The organism is Bifidobacterium catenulatum PV20-2 (genome assembly GCF_000800455.1).
GTDB lineage: Bacteria > Actinomycetota > Actinomycetes > Actinomycetales > Bifidobacteriaceae > Bifidobacterium > Bifidobacterium kashiwanohense_A.
Genome location: NZ_CP007456.1, coordinates 1174063 through 1192279 on the forward strand (window position 1 = coordinate 1174063; position 18217 = coordinate 1192279).

Consider the following 18217-nt stretch of genomic DNA (forward strand, 5'->3'; position numbering starts at 1 on the left):
TCGCGTAGAATCACGCGTATGCTGCGTCTGTCACGAAACATTTCCGCGTTGGTATGTGCCGCTTCGGTCGTATTGGGTACGAGCGCGTGCGGCACTTCCATTTCCGTCGTCACCAATGGTCTTGCCCAAGGGCCGACCATTTCGATTGGCGTGGCCGCGGACCAGCCTGGTTTGGGTTTTCTGCATGGGGGAGAGTATTCGGGTTTCGATGTTTCCGTGGCGCAATACGTGGCGAACACGTTGGGATTCGCGCAAAAACAGATCGTGTTCAAACAGGTGCTGCCGTCAACGCGCGTTTCGTCGCTTGAAGACGGCACTGTGGACATGGTGGTCGATGCTTTCGCCGCTGATGACGTTCAGGATGGTGAGGTTGAGCTTGCAGGACCGTATCTGACCGTGCATGCGGCATTGCTGGTGCGTTCCGACAGTGCAGGAACCATCACAGGAACCGACGATCTTGCCGGAAAAACGGTATGCGTGGCCAAAGGCGGAATGCCCGCCGATGGCGTGCGAAATCTTGCGGAAGATGTGACCGTGAGCGAACGCGACACGTATCCGCAGTGCGAAACGGCATTGATGATCGGACAGGCGGACGCCATTGCAGCCGACGACGCCATAGCGGCGGGCCTCGCATCCAACAGGGGAGGCGGGTACCTTAAGGTCGTAGGCGAAACGTTCGGCGAACGCTCGTATGCGATCGCAGTCAAATCCGGCCAATCCACGCTTGCCGAACAGGTCGACGCCGCATTGCAGTCCATGATGGACGACGGCTCATGGAGGCAGACCATAGATGAGATGAAACAGTCGATTGGCTACGTTCCCGACATGTCGATCAACCCTCCCGCGATAACGCGCTCGGCGGCGTCGGAAGGCTGACGGTCCTCGCCTTGCATGACGCTTTGCCAAACGCTTCTTGCATAATGATTGACGCCTTGCGAAGTGTCCAGTTGCGCGGCTAGTTTCATGCATTATGAGTGACATTGAGAAAAGCGCGCAGGCGCAGTCGAACGAACCAGCCGAGCCGTCGTTCCGTTACAATGCGGATCTGGCTCAGGGCATTGAGGAAAAATGGCAGAAGATTTGGGATGACGAAGGCACTTTCTGGGCTGCCAACGTCAACGGCGATCTGAAGGACGGCAAGGGACGTAACGCCGAAGGGCGTCCGTCGTATTTCGCGATGGACATGTTCCCGTATCCATCGGGCAAGGGCCTGCATGTGGGCCACCCGTTGGGCTACCTTGCCACCGATGTGGTCAGCCGCTACCACCGCATGAAGGGCGAGAACGTGCTGCACGCCATGGGCTATGACGCCTTCGGTCTGCCGGCCGAGCAGTATGCGGTCCAGACCGGCCAGCATCCGCGCATCACCACCGAGCAGAACATCGCCAACATGCGCCGTCAGCTGCACCGCATGGGCCTGAGCTTCGACAACCGTCGTTCCTTCGCCACCATCGATCCTGGCTACGTGCGTTGGACCCAGTGGATCTTCTCCCGCATCTATGATTCCTGGTACGACGAGGATGCCACCAATCCGTCTGGTTCCAAGGGCTGCGCACGCCCGATCAGCACACTGGTGGAGCAGTTCGAATCCGGAGAGCGTGAGATTCCGGGATTCGCAGGCAAGCAGTGGGGAGACCTGAGCGAAGCCGAACAGGCCGACGTGCTCAACGACTTCCGTTTGGCCTACATCTCTAAGTCCCCGGTGAACTGGTGCCCGGGCCTGGGCACGGTGCTCGCCAACGAGGAGGTCACCGCCGAAGGCAAGTCCGAACGTGGCAACTTTCCGGTGTTCCAGCGTGAGCTGCGCCAGTGGTCCATGCGCATCACCGCATACGGCCACCGTCTGATCGAAGATCTTGATGGCATCGACTGGCCGGAGAAGGTCAAGCTCATGCAGCGCAATTGGATCGGCGAATCCCACGGTGCTTCCGTGCATTTCGAGGTCGAAACCCCGAACGGCGTCAAAGACATGGAGATCTACACTACCCGTCCCGATACCCTGTTCGGCACCACGTTCGCCGTAGTCTCCCCGGAGCATCACCTGCTCGAAGACGTTCCCGCCGAATGGCCGGCCGAGACTCCGGAAGACTGGAAGGGTGGCTATGCCACTCCGGTCGAGGCAGTGAAGGCCTACCGTTTGGCTGCGGAATCCAAGACTTCCAAGGACCGTGTTGACGAGGCTGGCGAGAAGACTGGCCTGTTCACCGGCCTGTACGCCAGCAACCCGATCACCGGAGCCAAGCTGCCGCTGTTCACTGCGGATTACGTGCTCATGGACTACGGCACCGGCGCCATCATGGCCGTGCCGGGCGGCGACCAGCGCGATTACGATTTCGCGCTCAAGTTCGGCCTGCCGGTCATCTACACCGTGCAGCCGCTGGCCGAATCCGGCGACGATCTGGCCAACTATGAAGGCAAGGCGCCGTTCGTCTCCCACGATGGCATCGTCATCAACTCCTCCGTGGACGCCACCCGCGCCAAGGGCGACGCGTTGAGCCTCAACGGCCTGCGCGTGGACGAGGCCATCGACAAGGTGAACGCATGGCTGGAAGAGGCCGGTGTCGGCAAGGGCACGGTCAGCTACCGTCTGCGCGACTGGCTGTTCAGCCGTCAGCGTTATTGGGGGGAACCGTTCCCGATCGTTTATGGCGAGGACGGCACTCCGCACCTGCTGCCGGACGACCAGCTGCCGATCAACCTGCCGGACGTGCCGGACTACAGTCCGAAGACCTTCGATCCGGAAGACGCCGAATCCAATCCTGAAGCTCCGCTGAGTCGCAACGAGGATTGGGTGAAGGTCGAACTCGACTTGGGCGACGGCAAGAAGACCTACTATCGCGACACTAACACCATGCCGAACTGGGCCGGCTCCTGCTGGTACTACATGCGCTACCTCGATCCGACCGACACCGAACACATGGTCGAGAAGAGCGAGTTCGACTATTGGATGGGTCCGAACCACAATGAGACCACCGGCAAGTCCGGCGGCGTGGATCTGTACATCGGTGGTGTGGAACATGCCGTGTTGCACTTGCTGTACTCCCGTTTCTGGCACAAGGTGCTGTTCGACCTCGGTTTCGTCGATTCCGCGGAACCATTCCACAAACTGTTCAACCAGGGCATGATCCAGGCGTACGCCTACACCGATGACCGTGGCCAGTACGTGCCGGCCGCCGAAGTGGTGGAAGGACCGGCCGATGCCAACGGCGAGCCGACCTTCACTTGGAACGGCGAACATGCCAACCGTGAGTTCGGCAAGATGGGCAAGAGCCTGAAGAACATCATCACGCCGGACGACATGTACTCGAACTACGGTGCCGACACTTTCCGCCTGTACGAGATGGGCATGGGCCCGCTGGCCGAATCCCGCCCGTGGAACACGCGCAACGTGGTCGGGTCCATGCGTTTCCTGCAGCGCCTGTGGCGTAACGTCGTCGACGAGAACACCGGCGAAGTGCACGTCACCGATGGCGAACTCGACACGAAGACGCTGAAGCTGCTGAACAACACGATCGCCGATGTGACCGTGGAAATGGAAGCGATGCGTCCGAACACGGCCATCGCCAAGCTCATCGTGCTCAACAATCACTTGACCAGCCTCAACGAGGTGCCGCGCGCAGCCGTCGAACCGCTGATTCTGATGCTTTCCCCGATCGCCCCGCACGTCTGCGAGGAACTGTGGAGCAAGCTCGGACACGGCGAATCGCTGGCGCACGCCGAATGGCCGAAGGCTGATGAACGCTATGTCGGACAGGACACCGTCACCGCGGTCGTGCAGATCAAGGGCAAGGTTCGTGCCAAGCTTGAGGTTTCGCCCGACATCGACCCGAAGGAACTTGAGAAGATGGCGTTGGAAGCCGTTGCCGACCGTCTGGACGGCAAGGAACCGCGTAAGGTCATCGTCAAAGCTCCGAAGATCGTGTCCATCGTTCCCGCGGAATGATATTTCGAAAAACTTTTGAAACCAACGGCCGCTGACGAGGTTTCCAACAGGATGTGAACCGTTCCTGCATAAGGCGACACGCCGAATATGTGGATAACTCGCATCCTCCGACCACAGGGGTCGTTTCGACTGGACAGTATGCCCGTGCATCCTCCAATTTGGATGCATGGGCATTACTATTACCCCGCCAAGCAGGCGGAACAGGCAGGTCGAGACCACATCGCCGGCTACGCGGCGGCTGCGTGGACTTGGCGTGCCCGAAATGCATGAAAGGAACGCGCGCGGGCAAAACGTTCGCAGCGAACATGCTCCTTCCGCAACCCCTGAAGCATCTGTGGCAATCGCGGTAACTGCAACGCCTGAAATATCCCGTGAACAAACGTCGGAACTTGCGAAACCTTCATTGCGGGATCTGGCCGGGGTCAAACCTGCCGACAAGCCGATGGAACAGGGCGGGCCCAAACGTGATCGTCCACGACTCGTCTTTCAGCCAATCCACGCGGTCATCGCCATACTCACCCTGTCGTGCGCGCTGTGCGCAAGTCTGACCATGCTTGTGCAACAAGCCATCCACTACAGCGCGCTCCAACAGACGCAGATCACGCAATCCGAACAATCTCAGGCGAACGGAACCACGAAAGACGGGACGTCATCTGCGGCGACAACACCAAACCAGCAGCCCTCCATGGAACAAAACGGCCAGAACAAGCAAACATCCGAACCAACGGAACCTTCCGATCCGGCTGACGATCTGCTGAACATCAACACCGCTGAATCCGACGAACTGCAAACCTTGAAAGGCGTAGGCCCGGTGACCGCGCAACGCATCATCGACTACCGCAATCAGATCGGCCGTTTCGACAATGTCGACCAATTGTTGGAAGTCAAAGGCATCGGCGAGAAAACGCTGGCGAAATTCCGAGACCAGGTGTGCGCACGATGAGAGGAAACACGTACGAATGGCGGGATAGGGAGCAGGGGAGCGGGGATTGGCGTCTGCTGCCAGCCACCCTATGCGGGTGGGCGGCAAGTCTGGCCACGCATGCTGTATTCGACTACTGCGTCGAACAGGAAGGCAGGCTCGGCGTGCTGCCGCTCGTTTTAGTGCTGACTGTGCCATTGCTGGCATTGTTAGGATTACCATTCATGCGGTCGCCTATCCTGCGATTGCCGGTTGGCATGCGGCGGGCGGTCGCGGCATGGCATTTCAGCATTATCGTATGCGTGGTCGCGGCGATGGCATGCGCGTCTTCCGCGTTGACCTACGACGTATTGCAATGGAGGGATGCGGCCTCGTACGCGGCCAGAAAGGGCGAAAGCGACGTTGTCGCGCTGATACGTACGACATCCCCTGCAGTGAATTCGAACAGACGTACGAACGATTGTCAGATCGATGCGACGATTTCGACGATCACGGCAAGCCGGGTCACGCAACCAAGCATGATGCGGGTGCGCGTTTATGCGGACCGGCCGGACTGCGGCACGCTCAAACAAGGCGGCGAATACCGGATGCGGGGCACGCTCGCCATATCGCAATACGGTGCCATGCCACTATGGCTGACGGACATCGCCTCCGTGGAATGCATACGGGCGTCCAATCCCGCATTGCGTGTGATCGATATGATGCAGCAGGCGTTCTTCGAACAGACGTCACGGCTTTCCGACCAAGGGAAAGTACTTGTTCCCGGACTGACATTAGGCATTCTCGGACAGGATTACATTCCTTCAGACAGCGGCAATGGCAAAACCGGCACCGGCATTGATTCCACATACGCCAATCTGCTTGAAAACGCCTTCCAACGTTCGGGCATACTGCATCTGATGGCAGTCAGCGGCGGGCATCTCGCGGTCGTTGCCACCATAGTGCGCGCCGCCTGCTCGTTCCTGCTACTGCCAAGGCGTGTCACGGCCATCGTCATCGGCATGTCATACATCATGCTGGCAATGTGCGTGTTCCCATCCGATTCAGTGTCACGCGCCCTGCTGATGGGGTTGGCCGGAGTGGGCTTCCTGCTCCTCGGGAGGAGAACACAGGCTTTGGCCGCCCTCAACTGGACCACTTTGGGCATGCTCATGGCCAATCCGCACATGTCACGCAGTTTCGGATTCGCATTATCATGCGCGGCCGTGCTCGGCATCGTACTGTTCGCAAATCCTTTGAGCGCATGGCTCACGCCGATCATGCCGTCGTTCATCGCGCAAACCATGGCCATGACCGTAGCCGCGCAACTGTTCACCCTTCCGATCCAAGTGCTCATCGAACCGGAACTGCCCGTCTACTCCATTCCGGCCAATCTGGTCGTCGCACCCTTCGTGGGCTTTTCCACACTTGCCGGACTCGCCAGCCTCGCCATCTCATGGATACTGCCAAACATGGGGTTCATGCTCGCCAACCTGGCGTCTTGGGGTACTGCCGTCATGGAACTCATGGCCCTCAACCTCGGATCGGGAGAACACGCCACCATTCCATGGGCCGGAGGCGCGGGCGGCGCACTGCTAATCATCATCGTCGAAATCGTCGGGTATATGACCGCACGACTTGCCGGCACACTCTTCACCCACATCACAACACCGGAACCAAACCTGCCAGGCCGACGTCTCATGCGCAATCCCGTCGAACGGGCGAAAGCATGGGGTGAACGAACCCACAACGCGCTCAAAACCATGAAATGGAACGAATAAATCTTGTCCACCGATACAGCGAGATTGAATACTATGCCGAAACCATCCGCAGCAACCTTCCACCTCATCTATGGAGGCGACCCGTACCTCAACGAGCAAACCGTACGCGACCTGCGCCACCAAGCGCAACGCAAACACCCCGACGCGGAAACCATCGAACTCGACGCAACCCACGCCGATCATTACGCCTTCGACGAAGCGGTAAGCCCATCACTCCTATCCGAACGATCAATCGTCATCGTATCCAACCTGCAAAACGCCGACGACAGACTCGGCGAAACCATGGTCGCCTACTGCAGGCAAGCCGTCAACAATCCAACCGAAGCCAGCATCGTCATCTGCCAGCATGAAGGCGGCATCAAAGGCAAACGACTCATCGACCAACTAACCAAAGCCGGAGCCGTCAAAGAAGCTGTGGCCGACCTCAAAAAAGCCGACGCAAAACTCAACTTCACCATACAATGCTTCGAACGACGCAACCGACGCATCGAACCCATGGCCGCACAACAACTCGTAGCCGTACTCGGCGACAAAACCGGCGAACTCGCAGCCATGGCAGGCCAACTCTGCTTCGACTTCGACGACAATCCCATAACATTGGAACGCGTCAACCAATACCTCACCGCCAACCCCCAAGTAGACGGCTTCCGCGTGGCAGACCTCGCACTCTCCGGGCGTGCCGCCGACGCCATCATCGCCATGCGCGCCTCAGTCGAACAAGGCACCGCGCCAATCGCACTCATTGGAGCGCTCGCCATGAAACTACGCACCATGGCCAAAGCCTCGGCCGTACGCTCCGGCACCATCAGCGAAGCGGAAGCGAAAACCAATTCATGGGTGCTGAAAAATGCCACCAGACAGCTCTCCGGATGGACCTCCGACGGCATGAGACGATGCATCCAAATGCTCGCATGGGCCGACGAACAAAGCAAAACCAACGGATCGGACCCTGTCTACGCGCTGGAACGATCCATCGAACTGATCAGCAGCAAAGGACGAACCAACTAACATGAGCGAGACCAACACCAACAACAGCGCGGCCAGCGGCACCGTCAAAACCGTCACCGTCGAAGCGACAACCGGCGAAGCCATGCGCGAACTCGGTAAACACGTCGCACACCTCACCCACGGCGGAGACGTCATACTCCTCTCAGGGCCACTCGGAGCAGGAAAAACCACCTTCGCACAAGGCTTCGGCGCAGGGCTCAACATCAGCGAACCCATCGTCTCGCCAACCTTCACCATCGCACGCGAGCTTAAAGGCCAATTCCTCAGCGGCAACTCCGCCCACCTCATACACGTCGACGCCTACCGACTCGGCGGCAACGCCTACGCCCCAGGCCAAAACGCCGTCGAACACCTACTCGACGAACTCGAATCCCTCGGACTTGACGAAGAACTCGAAGACCCCAGCGACAACACCATCATCCTCATGGAATGGGGCGAACAGATGGCTGCCGCGCTCGCACCGGAACGCCTCGAAATCCACATCGACCGGCCACTCAACACCGTTAGCGCAGACGAAACAAGCAGGGCAGACAACGAGCTCACCAGCAACGGCACCCGCACCGTAACCTTCATTCCCGTCGGCGAATCCTGGCAAACCTTCGACATCGCACGCAACAAACGCTAAAACACAGTCAACAACCACGATTCCAGCATCGGTTGTACAGTAGTTCCCAGCTTGGCATAAGGAGTTTCCACAAAATGCAGACACTGGTGATCGACACTTCATACGGCTCAACCGTCGGCATGGTCGGACACGACCCCATCGTCGAAACCGACTCGCGTACCCACGTCGAAAAACTACAGGTGAACATCGCCACAACCGTGGAACAAGCCGGCCTCAAATCGGAAAACATCGACCGCATCATCGTAGGTATCGGACCCGCACCCTTCACCGGACTACGCGCAGGAATCGTCGCAGCCAAAGCGCTCGCCTTCGCCACCGGTGCGCAGCTTATCGGGCAGAATGTGCTTTCCCCGCAGGTGCTTGTGCGCAACGCGGAGCATGACGGCCGCCATCATCTGACGCTCGCTGTGAACGATGCACGACGCAAGCAGCTGTATTTCACATTGTTGGATGGCAGCGGCTATGAGGTAGGTGGCAGCGCAGGCGAAGACCATGACGCAAACGTTGAAAACGGCTGTGCGAAAACCCTGATCGACATGGATATCGACTATCCCGAATCGATCGTGAACCGTGTTAACGCAGTGCTGGAACAGCTTCGTCAGTCAGATGCGAACGTGGAATATGTGGTCGATGTCATCGGCCATGGAGCGGCGAAATACGCGCAATCGTGGGCAAGCCTTCCCGAAGGCGGCATGGTGAGCGACCATGCGCTGCTTGACGAGGGAGCGTCCGGGCTGGAGCGTTTCGCGGCCTTCGCCACTTCGCAACAGGCTTTGGCGAATCCGGAGCCGATCGAACCATTGTATCTGCGCAGGCCGGACGTGTCGGTGCCGAACCCGTTGAAGCATGTGCTCAACCATGCCGGTGCAGAACGTACGGAGTGACGGTACGGGCATGATCGTTGACTATATGAACCTCGACGAGGAGACCGTTGTGCCGCAGATGGCCGCGTTGGAAGCGGATCTGTTCGGCAGGGGAGCGTGGAGCGAGCAGTCGATTCGCCAGGAATTCCATGCGCCGGCGCGCACGTATCTGTTCGATATTGATGGTTGCGGGATTGCGGATTGCATTGCCGCAGATGGTTCCGCTGCAAAACAGCCTGTCGTGCGCGGCTATGCCGGTTTCTGGTATGACGGTGATGATGCGGAAATTATGACGATCGGCGTCGGCAGGCAGTTCCAGCGGCGGGGAATCGCGGCTTCATTGATGGAAGCGTTGATTGCACGGGCACGCGAGCAGGGGGCGCAACGCATGTTGCTTGAAGTGCGCGTCGACAATATTCCGGCCTTGGCATTGTATGAACGGTTCGGTTTTGCCAGAATGGGCTTGCGCAAACGCTACTACCAGCCCGAAGGCATCGACGCATACACCATGAGCCTTGATCTTGAGCCGAGGATCGTCGGCTTCGCAGCAGCGGAACAATAAAACAGAACAACCAAACGGAACAGCAAGCAAAGCAGCAAACGGAGCAGCAATGAGCGAACCAATCGTACTCGGCATCGAATCCACCTGCGACGAGACCGCGGCCGCGGTAGTGCAGGGGCGCACCCTGATTTCCAACGTCGTCGCATCCTCCATGGATGAGCACGCACGTTACGGGGGTGTGATTCCGGAAATTGCGTCACGCGCCCACGCCGAAGCGTTCGTGCCATGCGTTTCCAAGGCGTTGGCCGACGCGAACATGACGTTGTCTGACGTCGACGCGATCGCCGTGTCCGCGGGTCCTGGACTTGCTGGTTGCCTCGCCGTTGGCGTGTCCGGCGCGAAATCGCTTGCCTGGGCGGCGAATAAGCCGATTTACGGCATCAACCATGTGATCGGGCATATTGCGGTCACGCAATTGCAGTTCGGCCCGTTCCCCGAAGACACGCTCGCCTTGATCGTGTCCGGCGGACACACGTCCTTGCTGCATGTTGAGGATGTCGCACGTCATATCGACGTGGTCGGCACCACGCTTGATGATGCGGCCGGCGAATGCTTCGACAAGGTCGCCCGCCTGCTGGGCTTCCCATATCCGGGCGGTCCGCATATCGACCGTCATGCGCAATTGGGAGACCCGCATGCCATCAAAGTTCCGCAAGGGCTCACCCAAGGCAAAGCGGGCCAGCAGCATCCGTACGATTTCAGTTTCTCCGGCGTAAAAACGGCCGTCGCGCGTTGGATCGAGGAACAGCAGGCGCAAGGCAATGAGATTCCCGTTGATGACGTGTGCGCGTCGCTGGCGGATTCCGTGGCGACCGTACTCGCCAAGAAGGCGATGCGCGGCTGCGAGCAGTACGATTCGAAGACGTTGATTGTAGGAGGTGGCTTCTCCGCGAATTCGCAGCTTCGCGCCAAACTGTTGGAAGTCGGAGCGAAACATGGTGTCAAGGTGCGCGTGCCACAGCTCAAACTGTGCACCGACAACGGCGCCATGGTGGCCATGCTGGGCGTCAACCTGGTCGAAGCGGGAGTGGCTCCGTCAAACCCAGATTTCGCCATCGATTCAGCCATGCCGTTGACGAAGATCTCCATGTGAGATTAGGCCGAAAGCATTGTATGGAAACGTTTTGCAAGCCGAAACACACATGTGACACGCTGAAGATTTGAAATCCACAAGTTTTGGTGTAATATCTTTGTTTTGTGCACAGCGCATTCCTGCGTAGCTCAGTTGGCAGAGCATCCGACTGTTAATCGGACGGTCACTGGTTCAAGCCCAGTCGCAGGAGCTCACCTGAAGCCACCGGTGTGTCGCCGGTGGCATTCTTGTTTCCCGTCATCTGATTTATTTGATCCAGTTGAACGCGCAGTGCGACCGCTTGGCGTTCGATTTCCATCTTCATGGCACTGTCATCAAGTAGTTTTTCAATACTTGTATCGAGGCCCTGGGCAACATTGACCGCGTTAATCAGAGACCAATGAGTAATGCCTTTGAGTCGTTGAGATACAGCCCCTTCGCATCAGACCTCAGAAAGCATTGAATGCTAGGCCGCATCTGTCAGGTGAGACAAGCGGCACTATATTCACGTGAGAAAATACCGGTCGGCGGTACCACGATGCGCGCCGATCGCCATTCAAACGAGGACAGTCGTGGACCGTCACGGGTTCGCCTGCTACGAGCCCTTCACGATTCAGAAACCCTACATTATTCTACGGAATCTGTCACTTCTGCAGATTCGGCATTCCGGCCTTATACCAGAGCACCGCGATACCAACACGTTCTTTGACATCGAGCTTGGCAAGAGACCTACTAACCGCCTTTTTGACTGCCTCCAGTTGCATTCCGAGACGCTGAGCAATTTCAGCGTTAGTCATTCCTTCGCTGACCAGTGCTGAGACTTCGAATTCGCGAGGTCCCAATGAATCGAATTTACTTCTGATGGCCAGAGTGTCAGCATTGATGCTGACGTTGGGAACCCCTCGGCGAATCACTTCCTTTGTAATCCGTGGTGTGAGTATGGCGTCTCCATCGTACACCGAGTGAATGGCCCGACACAGGTCCTTAGTCTTAACGTCCTTAAGCAAGAATCCCGAAGCTCCGGCGCTCAATCCCCCAAACGCATAGCTATCCTGATCGTATGTGGTTAAAATCAGGATACGTATTGAAGGATATAACTGTTTGATTCTTGCCGTGGCATCGAGCCCATCCATAACAGGCATGCGAACATCCATAAGAATGACGTCAGGGAGGCTCTGCCCATGTAATTGCAGTGCCGCAAGAATATCAAGGGCATCCTGTCCATTCCCCGCCTGCAACGTCATGCGAAGCGCAGGATCTTTCATGACCATGAGCGAAAAACCCATTCTGGTCGGCTGCTGATCGTCCACGATCATTACGTTAATCATCGTTTCCCTCCTGCACAGGAATATATGGACGTTTTTGCTGTGGAATAATGGCTGAAACAGTCCACCCCTGCCCTGATGATGAGCCATAGTGAAGGTGCCCGCCGACCCGCGTAACTTCAGTCACTAGGCCAGCAAGCCCGAAACCGGTCCCCTTAGCGCGGTTATCTTTGTTCAGCGTTGGCTTACCATCATCACGCACTGTTATATGGAGTTCCCCATTATCCAGATGATCCCATGAAACCACAATTCGCGTTATATTTTTCCCATGGCGCATTGTGTTTGTGACAGCCTCACGACTCACTCGGAAGCATAAATCAGCTTGGGCTAGATCGTCTGGACGCCTTCCTGTCTCGGTCAGAATGGCGGCGATTCCAATATCACGAGCATGTTGAAGAATCGGGTTTATATCATTCCAGCTGCACAGTTCCACCGTTCCTGTTTTTGTTTTCCGTAACGTCACCGGAGATGAAAGTTTCCGTACCGCCTCGCGTGTATCACCTAGACTTTGCCGAGCTAAGTTATTGATACTCTTTATAGCGCCTTCCACCGGCTCCTGTGTCAATCCCTCCAAGCCTTCAGTAAGTGCAATGATAGCGGTGAGATTATGGCCCACGCTGTCATGCAGTTCGGCTGCGACGTCCGCCCGCCGACGTTCTTCATCGCGTTCCTGTTCCAATTCCAGGCTTCGTTGCTGTTGAGCTTCCACCAAGGCCGCTCCCTTCCGCCGCTGACTGATGTTGCGCGACCAAAGAGCTAAAATAGCGGTCATCGACGCAAGGAGGGACTCGGGCAGAAGTATATCAGTCTGCAAGGCGGGGAAGGTCGCAATCCAGAGGCCGCAAACGATTGACAATCCCGACAAAACCATTCCCGCAATGGCACGTTCAGTGGTCGCGGCCAAGGCTGTAGACGTGTAGACGGCAAACAAGAGAGGCAACATCAGATATGGCTCCGCTTGAAGCAAGCAAGCGCATAGATACAATCCGCATATGGCACACAAAATAGCGAACGGCATTCTGATACGGAACAACAGCGCCACAACAGATAAGGCACATAGGATGGCGAGTACGGGGATTCCCCATTGATGCTCCAACAGTTTCATGGCTACCGAATCGCCCCCGCCATGGGTGAATACGATTCTGGTGAGCATCATCACGTCGTAGCATAGGCACAGTATCGGCGCGACCATGCGCGCGACCGGGCTGGACCGCCAGAACGCGGCCACGTGGCCGATCAGGCCGGTAACCGCGTGGCGCTTGTCGTTTCCGGTTTTTGCGGTCATGCGATTCTCCTTCCCTGGGTGCTGCCCCATCCGTGTTGAAGCGTATCGCATGTGGCCTGTGCTGTATGGCGTGTATGCGGTTAGATGAACTTCCAAAGAAGTTTTCCGTTGTCAGTCGGATTCCTACTGGTTGATGAACATGAGGAAGATGAGCATGCCGCCGGCGGCAGTCAGGCCTGCGGATAGGAGTATCGCGATTGTACTGACGATTCTGTGTCCTCCCGCCTGTTCGGGATAGGTGACGATCGCGATGACGAGCGAAGCGATGAGGCATACGAAGTCGATGATGACGAGGATGTTCCTGACCCAGCCCGTCGTGTAGAGGTGGATGCCGAGCAGCTGGGGCACGAGCGTGCACAGAAGGGGAAGGACGGCCAATGCGAGGCTGGCGCAGCCGCCCCATGTCCGCCCGCCGTCCGGCGGTGCCGGCGTATATGCCGGTTGCTGGTTTGGGTATTGGGATGTGTTTGCCATGGTCATTGCTCCTTGGATGTGAGGTTCACGGTGCCGGTGAATTGGTCGCCGGTGACGTAGATGTAGAAGCTGGTGCCTGTGACGTTGTAGGTCTGGTCGATTTTGCCGTTCGTGGCGGGCACGGGTCGTTTCGTGTCGCTGCCGTTGGTCACGAGGATTCTGCCGGTGCCGGATGTGCCTGTGATGGTGCCGTTCAGATGGATGCTGGCCTTCTTGCCGGTGCCGCCGAATACGGCCTCCTCGCCGGTGAACTTGCTGTAGTCGGCCTTGTAGCCGCCCGTGTAGGAGTCGCCGTCTTGGGTGCGTATGCCTTGGAGGTTCCTGTCTCCGGCCACGCCGATGCCGGTCGAGCAGCCGGTGAGGATGATCGCGGCGAGGGCGGCGATCAGCACGGCGATGACGCGGCGCGGCAGGCGTATGGACTGTTCGCTGTTGTGTGGCGCGTTGTGTTGTTCGTTGTGTTGGCTGGTGGTGTGCATGATGAAGCCTTTCCATGGTGTTGGGTGGCGGGCTCCCGCAGGTGAGGGGAGCCCGTGGACGGTTGCTCAGACGGCTTGTTTGGCGAGCCGGTGGAAGATCAGGGCGCTGATGGCGGTCCAGATGGCGGCGGCGGTCGTGGAGGCGAGCATGGATGCCGGGCTGGCGATGTTCGCGAGGTCGCGGGCGGCGGAGGCGCTGGTGATCAGGGCGAGCGGATACGGCCCGGCGATGGCCGGGGCGGCCAGGCTCAGCGCGCATCCGCCGATGGTCAGGACCATCATCACGCTCATCGTGCCCGCGAACGATTCGGCCTTCGCGCTCACGGCCTGCGTGAGCGTCATGATCGCCCATACCGACAGGGTCAGCGGGATACCGCGCAGCAGGAACGGGCCGAGCTGCGCGAGGTCGAATCCAGCGGCGAAGCGTCCGACGAGGATGAACTCTGCCTCGAACACGAGGATGGTCAGCGCCGAAGCCGCGAGCCCGTGCAGCATCTTGCCGGCGATCGCCGCGTTCACGGTGCCGGCGGCGTTCAGCCGCTGCCAGTTGCGGCCTCGATGCTCGTTGGCTTCGACCTGCGCGGCGAACGCGGCCACAAGCACCGGCATGAACACCATGCTCGGCAGGAGGATCGCCTGACCCCAGATCGCGGCCCAGGTCACGCCCTGCCTGGCGAACTCCGCCTGGTAGCCGGTGTACTGGCTCCACCCGTTGAACATGCCGATCGCGTCGAACAAGACGGTCACGATCCAGTACCACAGGTTGCCGGCCTTGCGCGTCTCCCAGCGGAACGCCGCCCACACGGACGGCCTGCGGCGTCCCGCCGCATGCGCGCGGGGCATCGCGGCATGGCTCGGGCCGGCAGCTGGATTGGCGGCCGGGTTGATTGCCGGGTTCACTGCGTTTGCGTGTGTCATCGTCTTGACTCCTTCACCTTGACCACGACCATGCTGACCAGCGTCCAGCCGAGGAACGCCATGGCCGCGGAGGCCACGGCCATCCACGGGCGCGCGGCGAGCAGCATCGTGGCGTTGCCGCCCGCATCCACGGATCTGACGAACGGGCTCGCGGCCGAACTCAGGCCGGCCGGGAACAGCCAGCCAAGCGCGGGTCTGTTCATCGCACCCAGGCCGGAGCCCAGCACGCCGGCGATGACGCCCAGACCCAGGCCGATGGCCTGCTTGTCGATCATCATCGAGAACATCAGCTGGACCGCGCTCGTGGCCGTCGCGGACAGGAAGCCGGTCAGGGCCGGCACCCACACCAGCGCGGCGAACGAGCCGGCCACCGTGAAGCCAAGGGCCTTCGCCGCGATCGGCACCCACAGCAACGGGATCAGGAAGCAAAGCCCCACGCCGGTGCCGGCGACGATGAGCTTGCCCACGAACCGGGCCGCGTCCGACTGGCCGAACGACAGCCATGTGAGGTTCATGCGCTCCGAGGTCTCCAGCACGGCGATGCGGCTGGTCAACAGGGCCGCCAGAATCGGGGCCAGCAGGCTCACGACCTGATAGACCTCGCCATCGGCCAACGCGGCCGACCTCAACGCCGGGACGGGACTGCCGGCGCGTTTCATGAACGCCATGCCCGCCCACGCCGAAACCAGCAGCATCATGCCCAGCAGCATCCACCAGAACGACGAGCCCCGCACCTTCAACAACTCCAGACGCGCCAGCGTGAACGGGCTGCCGGTCTTCGCGCGGGGCGCGGCGGACGGCGGCCCGTCGCCGCGAACACTGCCGCGCCGCTCATCGTGCGCCTCCGTCCGCCGCCGCGAACGCCGCCCGACCCGCAGCCTGCCGGATCGGCAACGGACGACGCGGGGATGCGTGCGCGGATGCGCGTGCGGCGTCGGAATCCATGTCATTTTGCGCCTGATGAGGCGTGGGCTCGCGGCTCTGCGGGCTTTCGATCAGTTCGAGGAACGCCTGCTCCAGCGTCTTGCGCTCGGAGGCGACGCGATAGACCGCGACGCCCTGGCCGACGAGCTGCGTGATCAGGGTGCCGATCCGCTGGTCCGGCAGTTCCGGCAGGCGCAGCACGCCGCCATCCCTGCCCGGCAGCCACCGGTAGTCGATCCGGTCCGAGCCCAGCATCGCCGCCGCGAGCTTCGGGTCGGAGACACGCAAATCGATGTGCCCCTCCTCGCGCAGACTGTCGAGCGAACCCTGATACAACAGGCGGCCGGCCGCGATGACGCCCACGACCGGCGCCACCTTCTCGATCTCGGAAAGGATATGCGAGCTGATGATCACCGTGATGCCCCGTTCGCGGCTCAGACCCATGATCATCTCGCGCACCTCGACCACGGCCTCCGCATCCAGCCCGTTCGTCGGCTCGTCCAGCAACAGGAGCTCCGGCTGCGAGATCAACGCCATCGCGATGCCCAGCCGCTGCTTCATCCCCAGCGAGTAGTCCCTCGCCTTCTTGCCCTCATGGCCGGCCAGACCGACCTGCCGCAAAATCGCGGGCGCGGCCGAACCCGGCAGATTCAGGTAATCGGCCACCATACGGCAATTATCCAGACCGCTCAACCCCGGGTAGAAGCTCGGCCCCTCGATCATCGAACCGACCCGGCCCGCCTGCAACCTGTGCCGGCCACCCACCTTCTCCCCCAACATCCACATATCGCCGCTCGTGGCCGAGGCCAACCCAAGCAACAGCTTCATCGTCGTGGACTTGCCCGCACCATTCGGCCCCAGCAAACCATACACGCCATGCGCCGGCACGTTCAGATTCAACCCGTTCACCGCGAGAAAATCCCCATACCGCTTCACCAGCCCGCGCGTCAGCACCGCACTCGACGCCGGATCAGCCGGCTGCGCTGTATATTGTATTGTCATTATCGTCCTCCAAAATCCGTCACCATACCGTGGCATTTACAATGAAAACTCGTTACGCGCGATACCTCAATGAATGAGAGCGGATGTGTACTCTCGGGAGGACATTCCTTCTGAGTTTGCACCGACATGCGACGGAGGTAGGGATTCGAGGCTGCTGTCAAATTTTTCCTACGTGCGCTGGTATAGGGCTTTGGATTGGCAACAGCGTGTTGGACAATTCTTTAGAGGACGAGTCCTTGTTGTGTGAATTCGTTGGGGCTCCGGTATCCGAGGGTGGGGTGGAGTCTTTGGTTGTCGGACCACCACACATAGTCGTTGAGGTCGGAGCGTAGTTGTTCCAGGCCGGTGTAGTGGTTCCGGTATATGAGCTCCTTCTTCAGGAGCCTGTTGGTGGATTCGACCACGGCGTTGCCGTACGGGTTGCCCTTCCCTGACGGCGATCTTCCGATGTCGAACACGTCGAGCAGCCCGTCGATTTTCGCGTTGTCGAACCCGCTGCCCCGGTCCGTGTGGAACACCTCCACCTCGGTCGGAGGGAAGTCGAGCGTGGCGAACGCGGCCATGACCAGGTCGGCAGTGCGGCCCGTGTCGGCGCTGTGGCCGGCGATGCTCCTGTTCGCCAGGTCGATGAGCAGGCACACGTACGCCCACTTGCCGCCGACGCGCACGCACGTCAGGCCACCGGCCAGGTGGGTGCGCGGCTCGTAGCCGTCGAACTCGCGGCCGAGGATGTTCGCGAGCCTGGCCTCGTCGGCCCGCGTCCTGTGTGGTTTGAACGTTCTGCGCGCGTACGCGCCCGCATGCCCCGCCGTTTCATGATGTTGACGATGCGCCTCCTGGAGGCGGTGACGCCCCTCCGCTCCAGGCGCGGCCTTGATCTTCCTGGCGCCGTAACGCTCATGGCCGTCGCGCCGGACCGCGCGCACGTCGCCGGCGATCGGGTCCACCCGCCCGGCTTCGGGATGTTCGATCATCCAGTAGTAGGTGGAGCGGGGAACGCCCAGTATCCTGCACTGCGCCGATATCGGATAACGGGAGGCGTTGGCCCGTATCAC

General features: G+C 59.7%; 18 protein-coding genes and 1 tRNA gene. 10 read left to right on the plus strand and 9 right to left on the minus strand.

Annotated features, from left to right (window positions below; all coding sequences use genetic code 11):
• Positions 1 to 18 precede the first annotated feature (18 nt).
• The 10 genes from AH68_RS05210 (at position 19) to AH68_RS05255 (ending at position 10966) form a co-directional block, all read left to right on the plus strand.
• On the plus strand, positions 19 to 876 hold the full coding sequence (locus AH68_RS05210; RefSeq protein ID WP_039198259.1) for a transporter substrate-binding domain-containing protein: 858 nt from the start codon (positions 19 to 21) through the stop codon (positions 874 to 876).
• A gap of 94 nt (positions 877 to 970) precedes the next feature.
• On the plus strand, positions 971 to 3943 hold the full coding sequence (leuS, locus tag AH68_RS05215; RefSeq protein ID WP_039198261.1) for a leucine--tRNA ligase: 2973 nt from the start codon (positions 971 to 973) through the stop codon (positions 3941 to 3943).
• A gap of 166 nt (positions 3944 to 4109) precedes the next feature.
• The gene (locus AH68_RS10880; protein WP_173405848.1) at positions 4110 to 4886 is read left to right on the plus strand and encodes a ComEA family DNA-binding protein; all 777 of its coding nucleotides are present in this window, start codon (positions 4110 to 4112) and stop codon (positions 4884 to 4886) included.
• Positions 4883 to 6625, plus strand: a complete 1743-nt coding sequence (locus tag AH68_RS05225; protein ID WP_039198263.1) for a ComEC/Rec2 family competence protein — start codon at positions 4883 to 4885, stop codon at positions 6623 to 6625. The genes AH68_RS10880 and AH68_RS05225 overlap by 4 nt, the downstream gene beginning before the upstream one ends.
• A 33-nt stretch (positions 6626 to 6658) precedes the next feature.
• Positions 6659 to 7633: a DNA polymerase III subunit delta gene (gene holA / locus AH68_RS05230; protein WP_039198265.1), complete on the plus strand. Its 975-nt coding sequence runs from the start codon at positions 6659 to 6661 to the stop codon at positions 7631 to 7633.
• 1 nt (position 7634) lies between these two features.
• Complete coding sequence (tsaE, locus tag AH68_RS05235) at positions 7635 to 8258, plus strand: tRNA (adenosine(37)-N6)-threonylcarbamoyltransferase complex ATPase subunit type 1 TsaE (RefSeq protein WP_039198268.1); 624 nt, start codon at positions 7635 to 7637, stop codon at positions 8256 to 8258.
• A gap of 74 nt (positions 8259 to 8332) precedes the next feature.
• Positions 8333 to 9142 carry a tRNA (adenosine(37)-N6)-threonylcarbamoyltransferase complex dimerization subunit type 1 TsaB gene (tsaB, locus tag AH68_RS05240; protein ID WP_039198270.1) on the plus strand — a complete coding sequence of 270 codons (810 nt, stop codon included), beginning with the start codon at positions 8333 to 8335 and terminating at the stop codon, positions 9140 to 9142.
• Positions 9143 to 9152: 10 nt separating this feature from the next.
• Positions 9153 to 9683 carry a ribosomal protein S18-alanine N-acetyltransferase gene (rimI, locus tag AH68_RS05245; protein ID WP_039198273.1) on the plus strand — a complete coding sequence of 177 codons (531 nt, stop codon included), beginning with the start codon at positions 9153 to 9155 and terminating at the stop codon, positions 9681 to 9683.
• A gap of 49 nt (positions 9684 to 9732) precedes the next feature.
• On the plus strand, positions 9733 to 10776 hold the full coding sequence (tsaD, locus tag AH68_RS05250) for a tRNA (adenosine(37)-N6)-threonylcarbamoyltransferase complex transferase subunit TsaD (protein WP_039198274.1): 1044 nt from the start codon (positions 9733 to 9735) through the stop codon (positions 10774 to 10776).
• A gap of 117 nt (positions 10777 to 10893) precedes the next feature.
• Positions 10894 to 10966: transfer RNA gene (locus AH68_RS05255), tRNA-Asn, on the plus strand.
• Here the strand turns inward: AH68_RS05255 and AH68_RS10295 are convergent.
• From AH68_RS10295 to AH68_RS10300, 9 genes are all read right to left on the minus strand, one after another.
• The gene (locus AH68_RS10295; protein WP_236682464.1) at positions 10940 to 11080 is read right to left on the minus strand and encodes a hypothetical protein; all 141 of its coding nucleotides are present in this window, start codon (positions 11078 to 11080) and stop codon (positions 10940 to 10942) included. The genes AH68_RS05255 and AH68_RS10295 overlap by 27 nt on opposite strands.
• Positions 11081 to 11399: 319 nt before the next feature.
• A complete protein-coding gene (locus tag AH68_RS05260) occupies positions 11400 to 12083 on the minus strand; it encodes a response regulator transcription factor (protein ID WP_012577401.1) in 684 nt (227 codons plus the stop codon).
• Positions 12076 to 13365 (minus strand): sensor histidine kinase, encoded by a 1290-nt coding sequence (locus tag AH68_RS05265; protein ID WP_039198283.1) that lies wholly within the window; start codon positions 13363 to 13365, stop codon positions 12076 to 12078. The genes AH68_RS05260 and AH68_RS05265 overlap by 8 nt, the downstream gene beginning before the upstream one ends.
• Positions 13366 to 13488: 123 nt before the next feature.
• Positions 13489 to 13839 carry a hypothetical protein gene (locus tag AH68_RS05270; protein WP_012577399.1) on the minus strand — a complete coding sequence of 117 codons (351 nt, stop codon included), beginning with the start codon at positions 13837 to 13839 and terminating at the stop codon, positions 13489 to 13491.
• A gap of 2 nt (positions 13840 to 13841) precedes the next feature.
• The gene (locus AH68_RS05275) at positions 13842 to 14318 is read right to left on the minus strand and encodes a hypothetical protein (RefSeq protein ID WP_039198306.1); all 477 of its coding nucleotides are present in this window, start codon (positions 14316 to 14318) and stop codon (positions 13842 to 13844) included.
• A 66-nt stretch (positions 14319 to 14384) separates the two neighbouring features.
• Positions 14385 to 15236 carry an ABC-2 family transporter permease gene (locus tag AH68_RS05280; RefSeq protein WP_039198307.1) on the minus strand — a complete coding sequence of 284 codons (852 nt, stop codon included), beginning with the start codon at positions 15234 to 15236 and terminating at the stop codon, positions 14385 to 14387.
• A complete protein-coding gene (locus AH68_RS05285; RefSeq protein WP_236682350.1) occupies positions 15233 to 16186 on the minus strand; it encodes an ABC transporter permease in 954 nt (317 codons plus the stop codon). The genes AH68_RS05280 and AH68_RS05285 overlap by 4 nt, the downstream gene beginning before the upstream one ends.
• Entirely contained in the window at positions 16068 to 17162 is a 1095-nt protein-coding gene (locus AH68_RS05290) for an ABC transporter ATP-binding protein (RefSeq protein ID WP_039198308.1), read from the minus strand. The genes AH68_RS05285 and AH68_RS05290 overlap by 119 nt, the downstream gene beginning before the upstream one ends.
• Positions 17163 to 17383: 221 nt before the next feature.
• Positions 17384 to 18217: an IS3 family transposase gene (locus tag AH68_RS10300; protein ID WP_236682351.1), complete on the minus strand. Its 834-nt coding sequence runs from the start codon at positions 18215 to 18217 to the stop codon at positions 17384 to 17386.

Coding starts and splice junctions, on each gene's coding strand:
- AH68_RS05210 (WP_039198259.1), top strand. CDS start 19: ATGCTGCGTCTGTCACGAAACATTTCCGCGTTGGTATGTGCCGCTTCG.
- leuS (WP_039198261.1), top strand. CDS start 971: ATGAGTGACATTGAGAAAAGCGCGCAGGCGCAGTCGAACGAACCAGCC.
- AH68_RS10880 (WP_173405848.1), top strand. CDS start 4,110: ATGGGCATTACTATTACCCCGCCAAGCAGGCGGAACAGGCAGGTCGAG.
- AH68_RS05225 (WP_039198263.1), top strand. CDS start 4,883: ATGAGAGGAAACACGTACGAATGGCGGGATAGGGAGCAGGGGAGCGGG.
- holA (WP_039198265.1), top strand. CDS start 6,659: ATGCCGAAACCATCCGCAGCAACCTTCCACCTCATCTATGGAGGCGAC.
- tsaE (WP_039198268.1), top strand. CDS start 7,635: ATGAGCGAGACCAACACCAACAACAGCGCGGCCAGCGGCACCGTCAAA.
- tsaB (WP_039198270.1), top strand. CDS start 8,333: ATGCAGACACTGGTGATCGACACTTCATACGGCTCAACCGTCGGCATG.
- rimI (WP_039198273.1), top strand. CDS start 9,153: ATGATCGTTGACTATATGAACCTCGACGAGGAGACCGTTGTGCCGCAG.
- tsaD (WP_039198274.1), top strand. CDS start 9,733: ATGAGCGAACCAATCGTACTCGGCATCGAATCCACCTGCGACGAGACC.
- AH68_RS10295 (WP_236682464.1), bottom strand. CDS start 11,080: ATGAAGATGGAAATCGAACGCCAAGCGGTCGCACTGCGCGTTCAACTG.
- AH68_RS05260 (WP_012577401.1), bottom strand. CDS start 12,083: ATGATTAACGTAATGATCGTGGACGATCAGCAGCCGACCAGAATGGGT.
- AH68_RS05265 (WP_039198283.1), bottom strand. CDS start 13,365: ATGACCGCAAAAACCGGAAACGACAAGCGCCACGCGGTTACCGGCCTG.
- AH68_RS05270 (WP_012577399.1), bottom strand. CDS start 13,839: ATGGCAAACACATCCCAATACCCAAACCAGCAACCGGCATATACGCCG.
- AH68_RS05275 (WP_039198306.1), bottom strand. CDS start 14,318: ATGCACACCACCAGCCAACACAACGAACAACACAACGCGCCACACAAC.
- AH68_RS05280 (WP_039198307.1), bottom strand. CDS start 15,236: ATGACACACGCAAACGCAGTGAACCCGGCAATCAACCCGGCCGCCAAT.
- AH68_RS05285 (WP_236682350.1), bottom strand. CDS start 16,186: ATGACATGGATTCCGACGCCGCACGCGCATCCGCGCACGCATCCCCGC.
- AH68_RS05290 (WP_039198308.1), bottom strand. CDS start 17,162: ATGACAATACAATATACAGCGCAGCCGGCTGATCCGGCGTCGAGTGCG.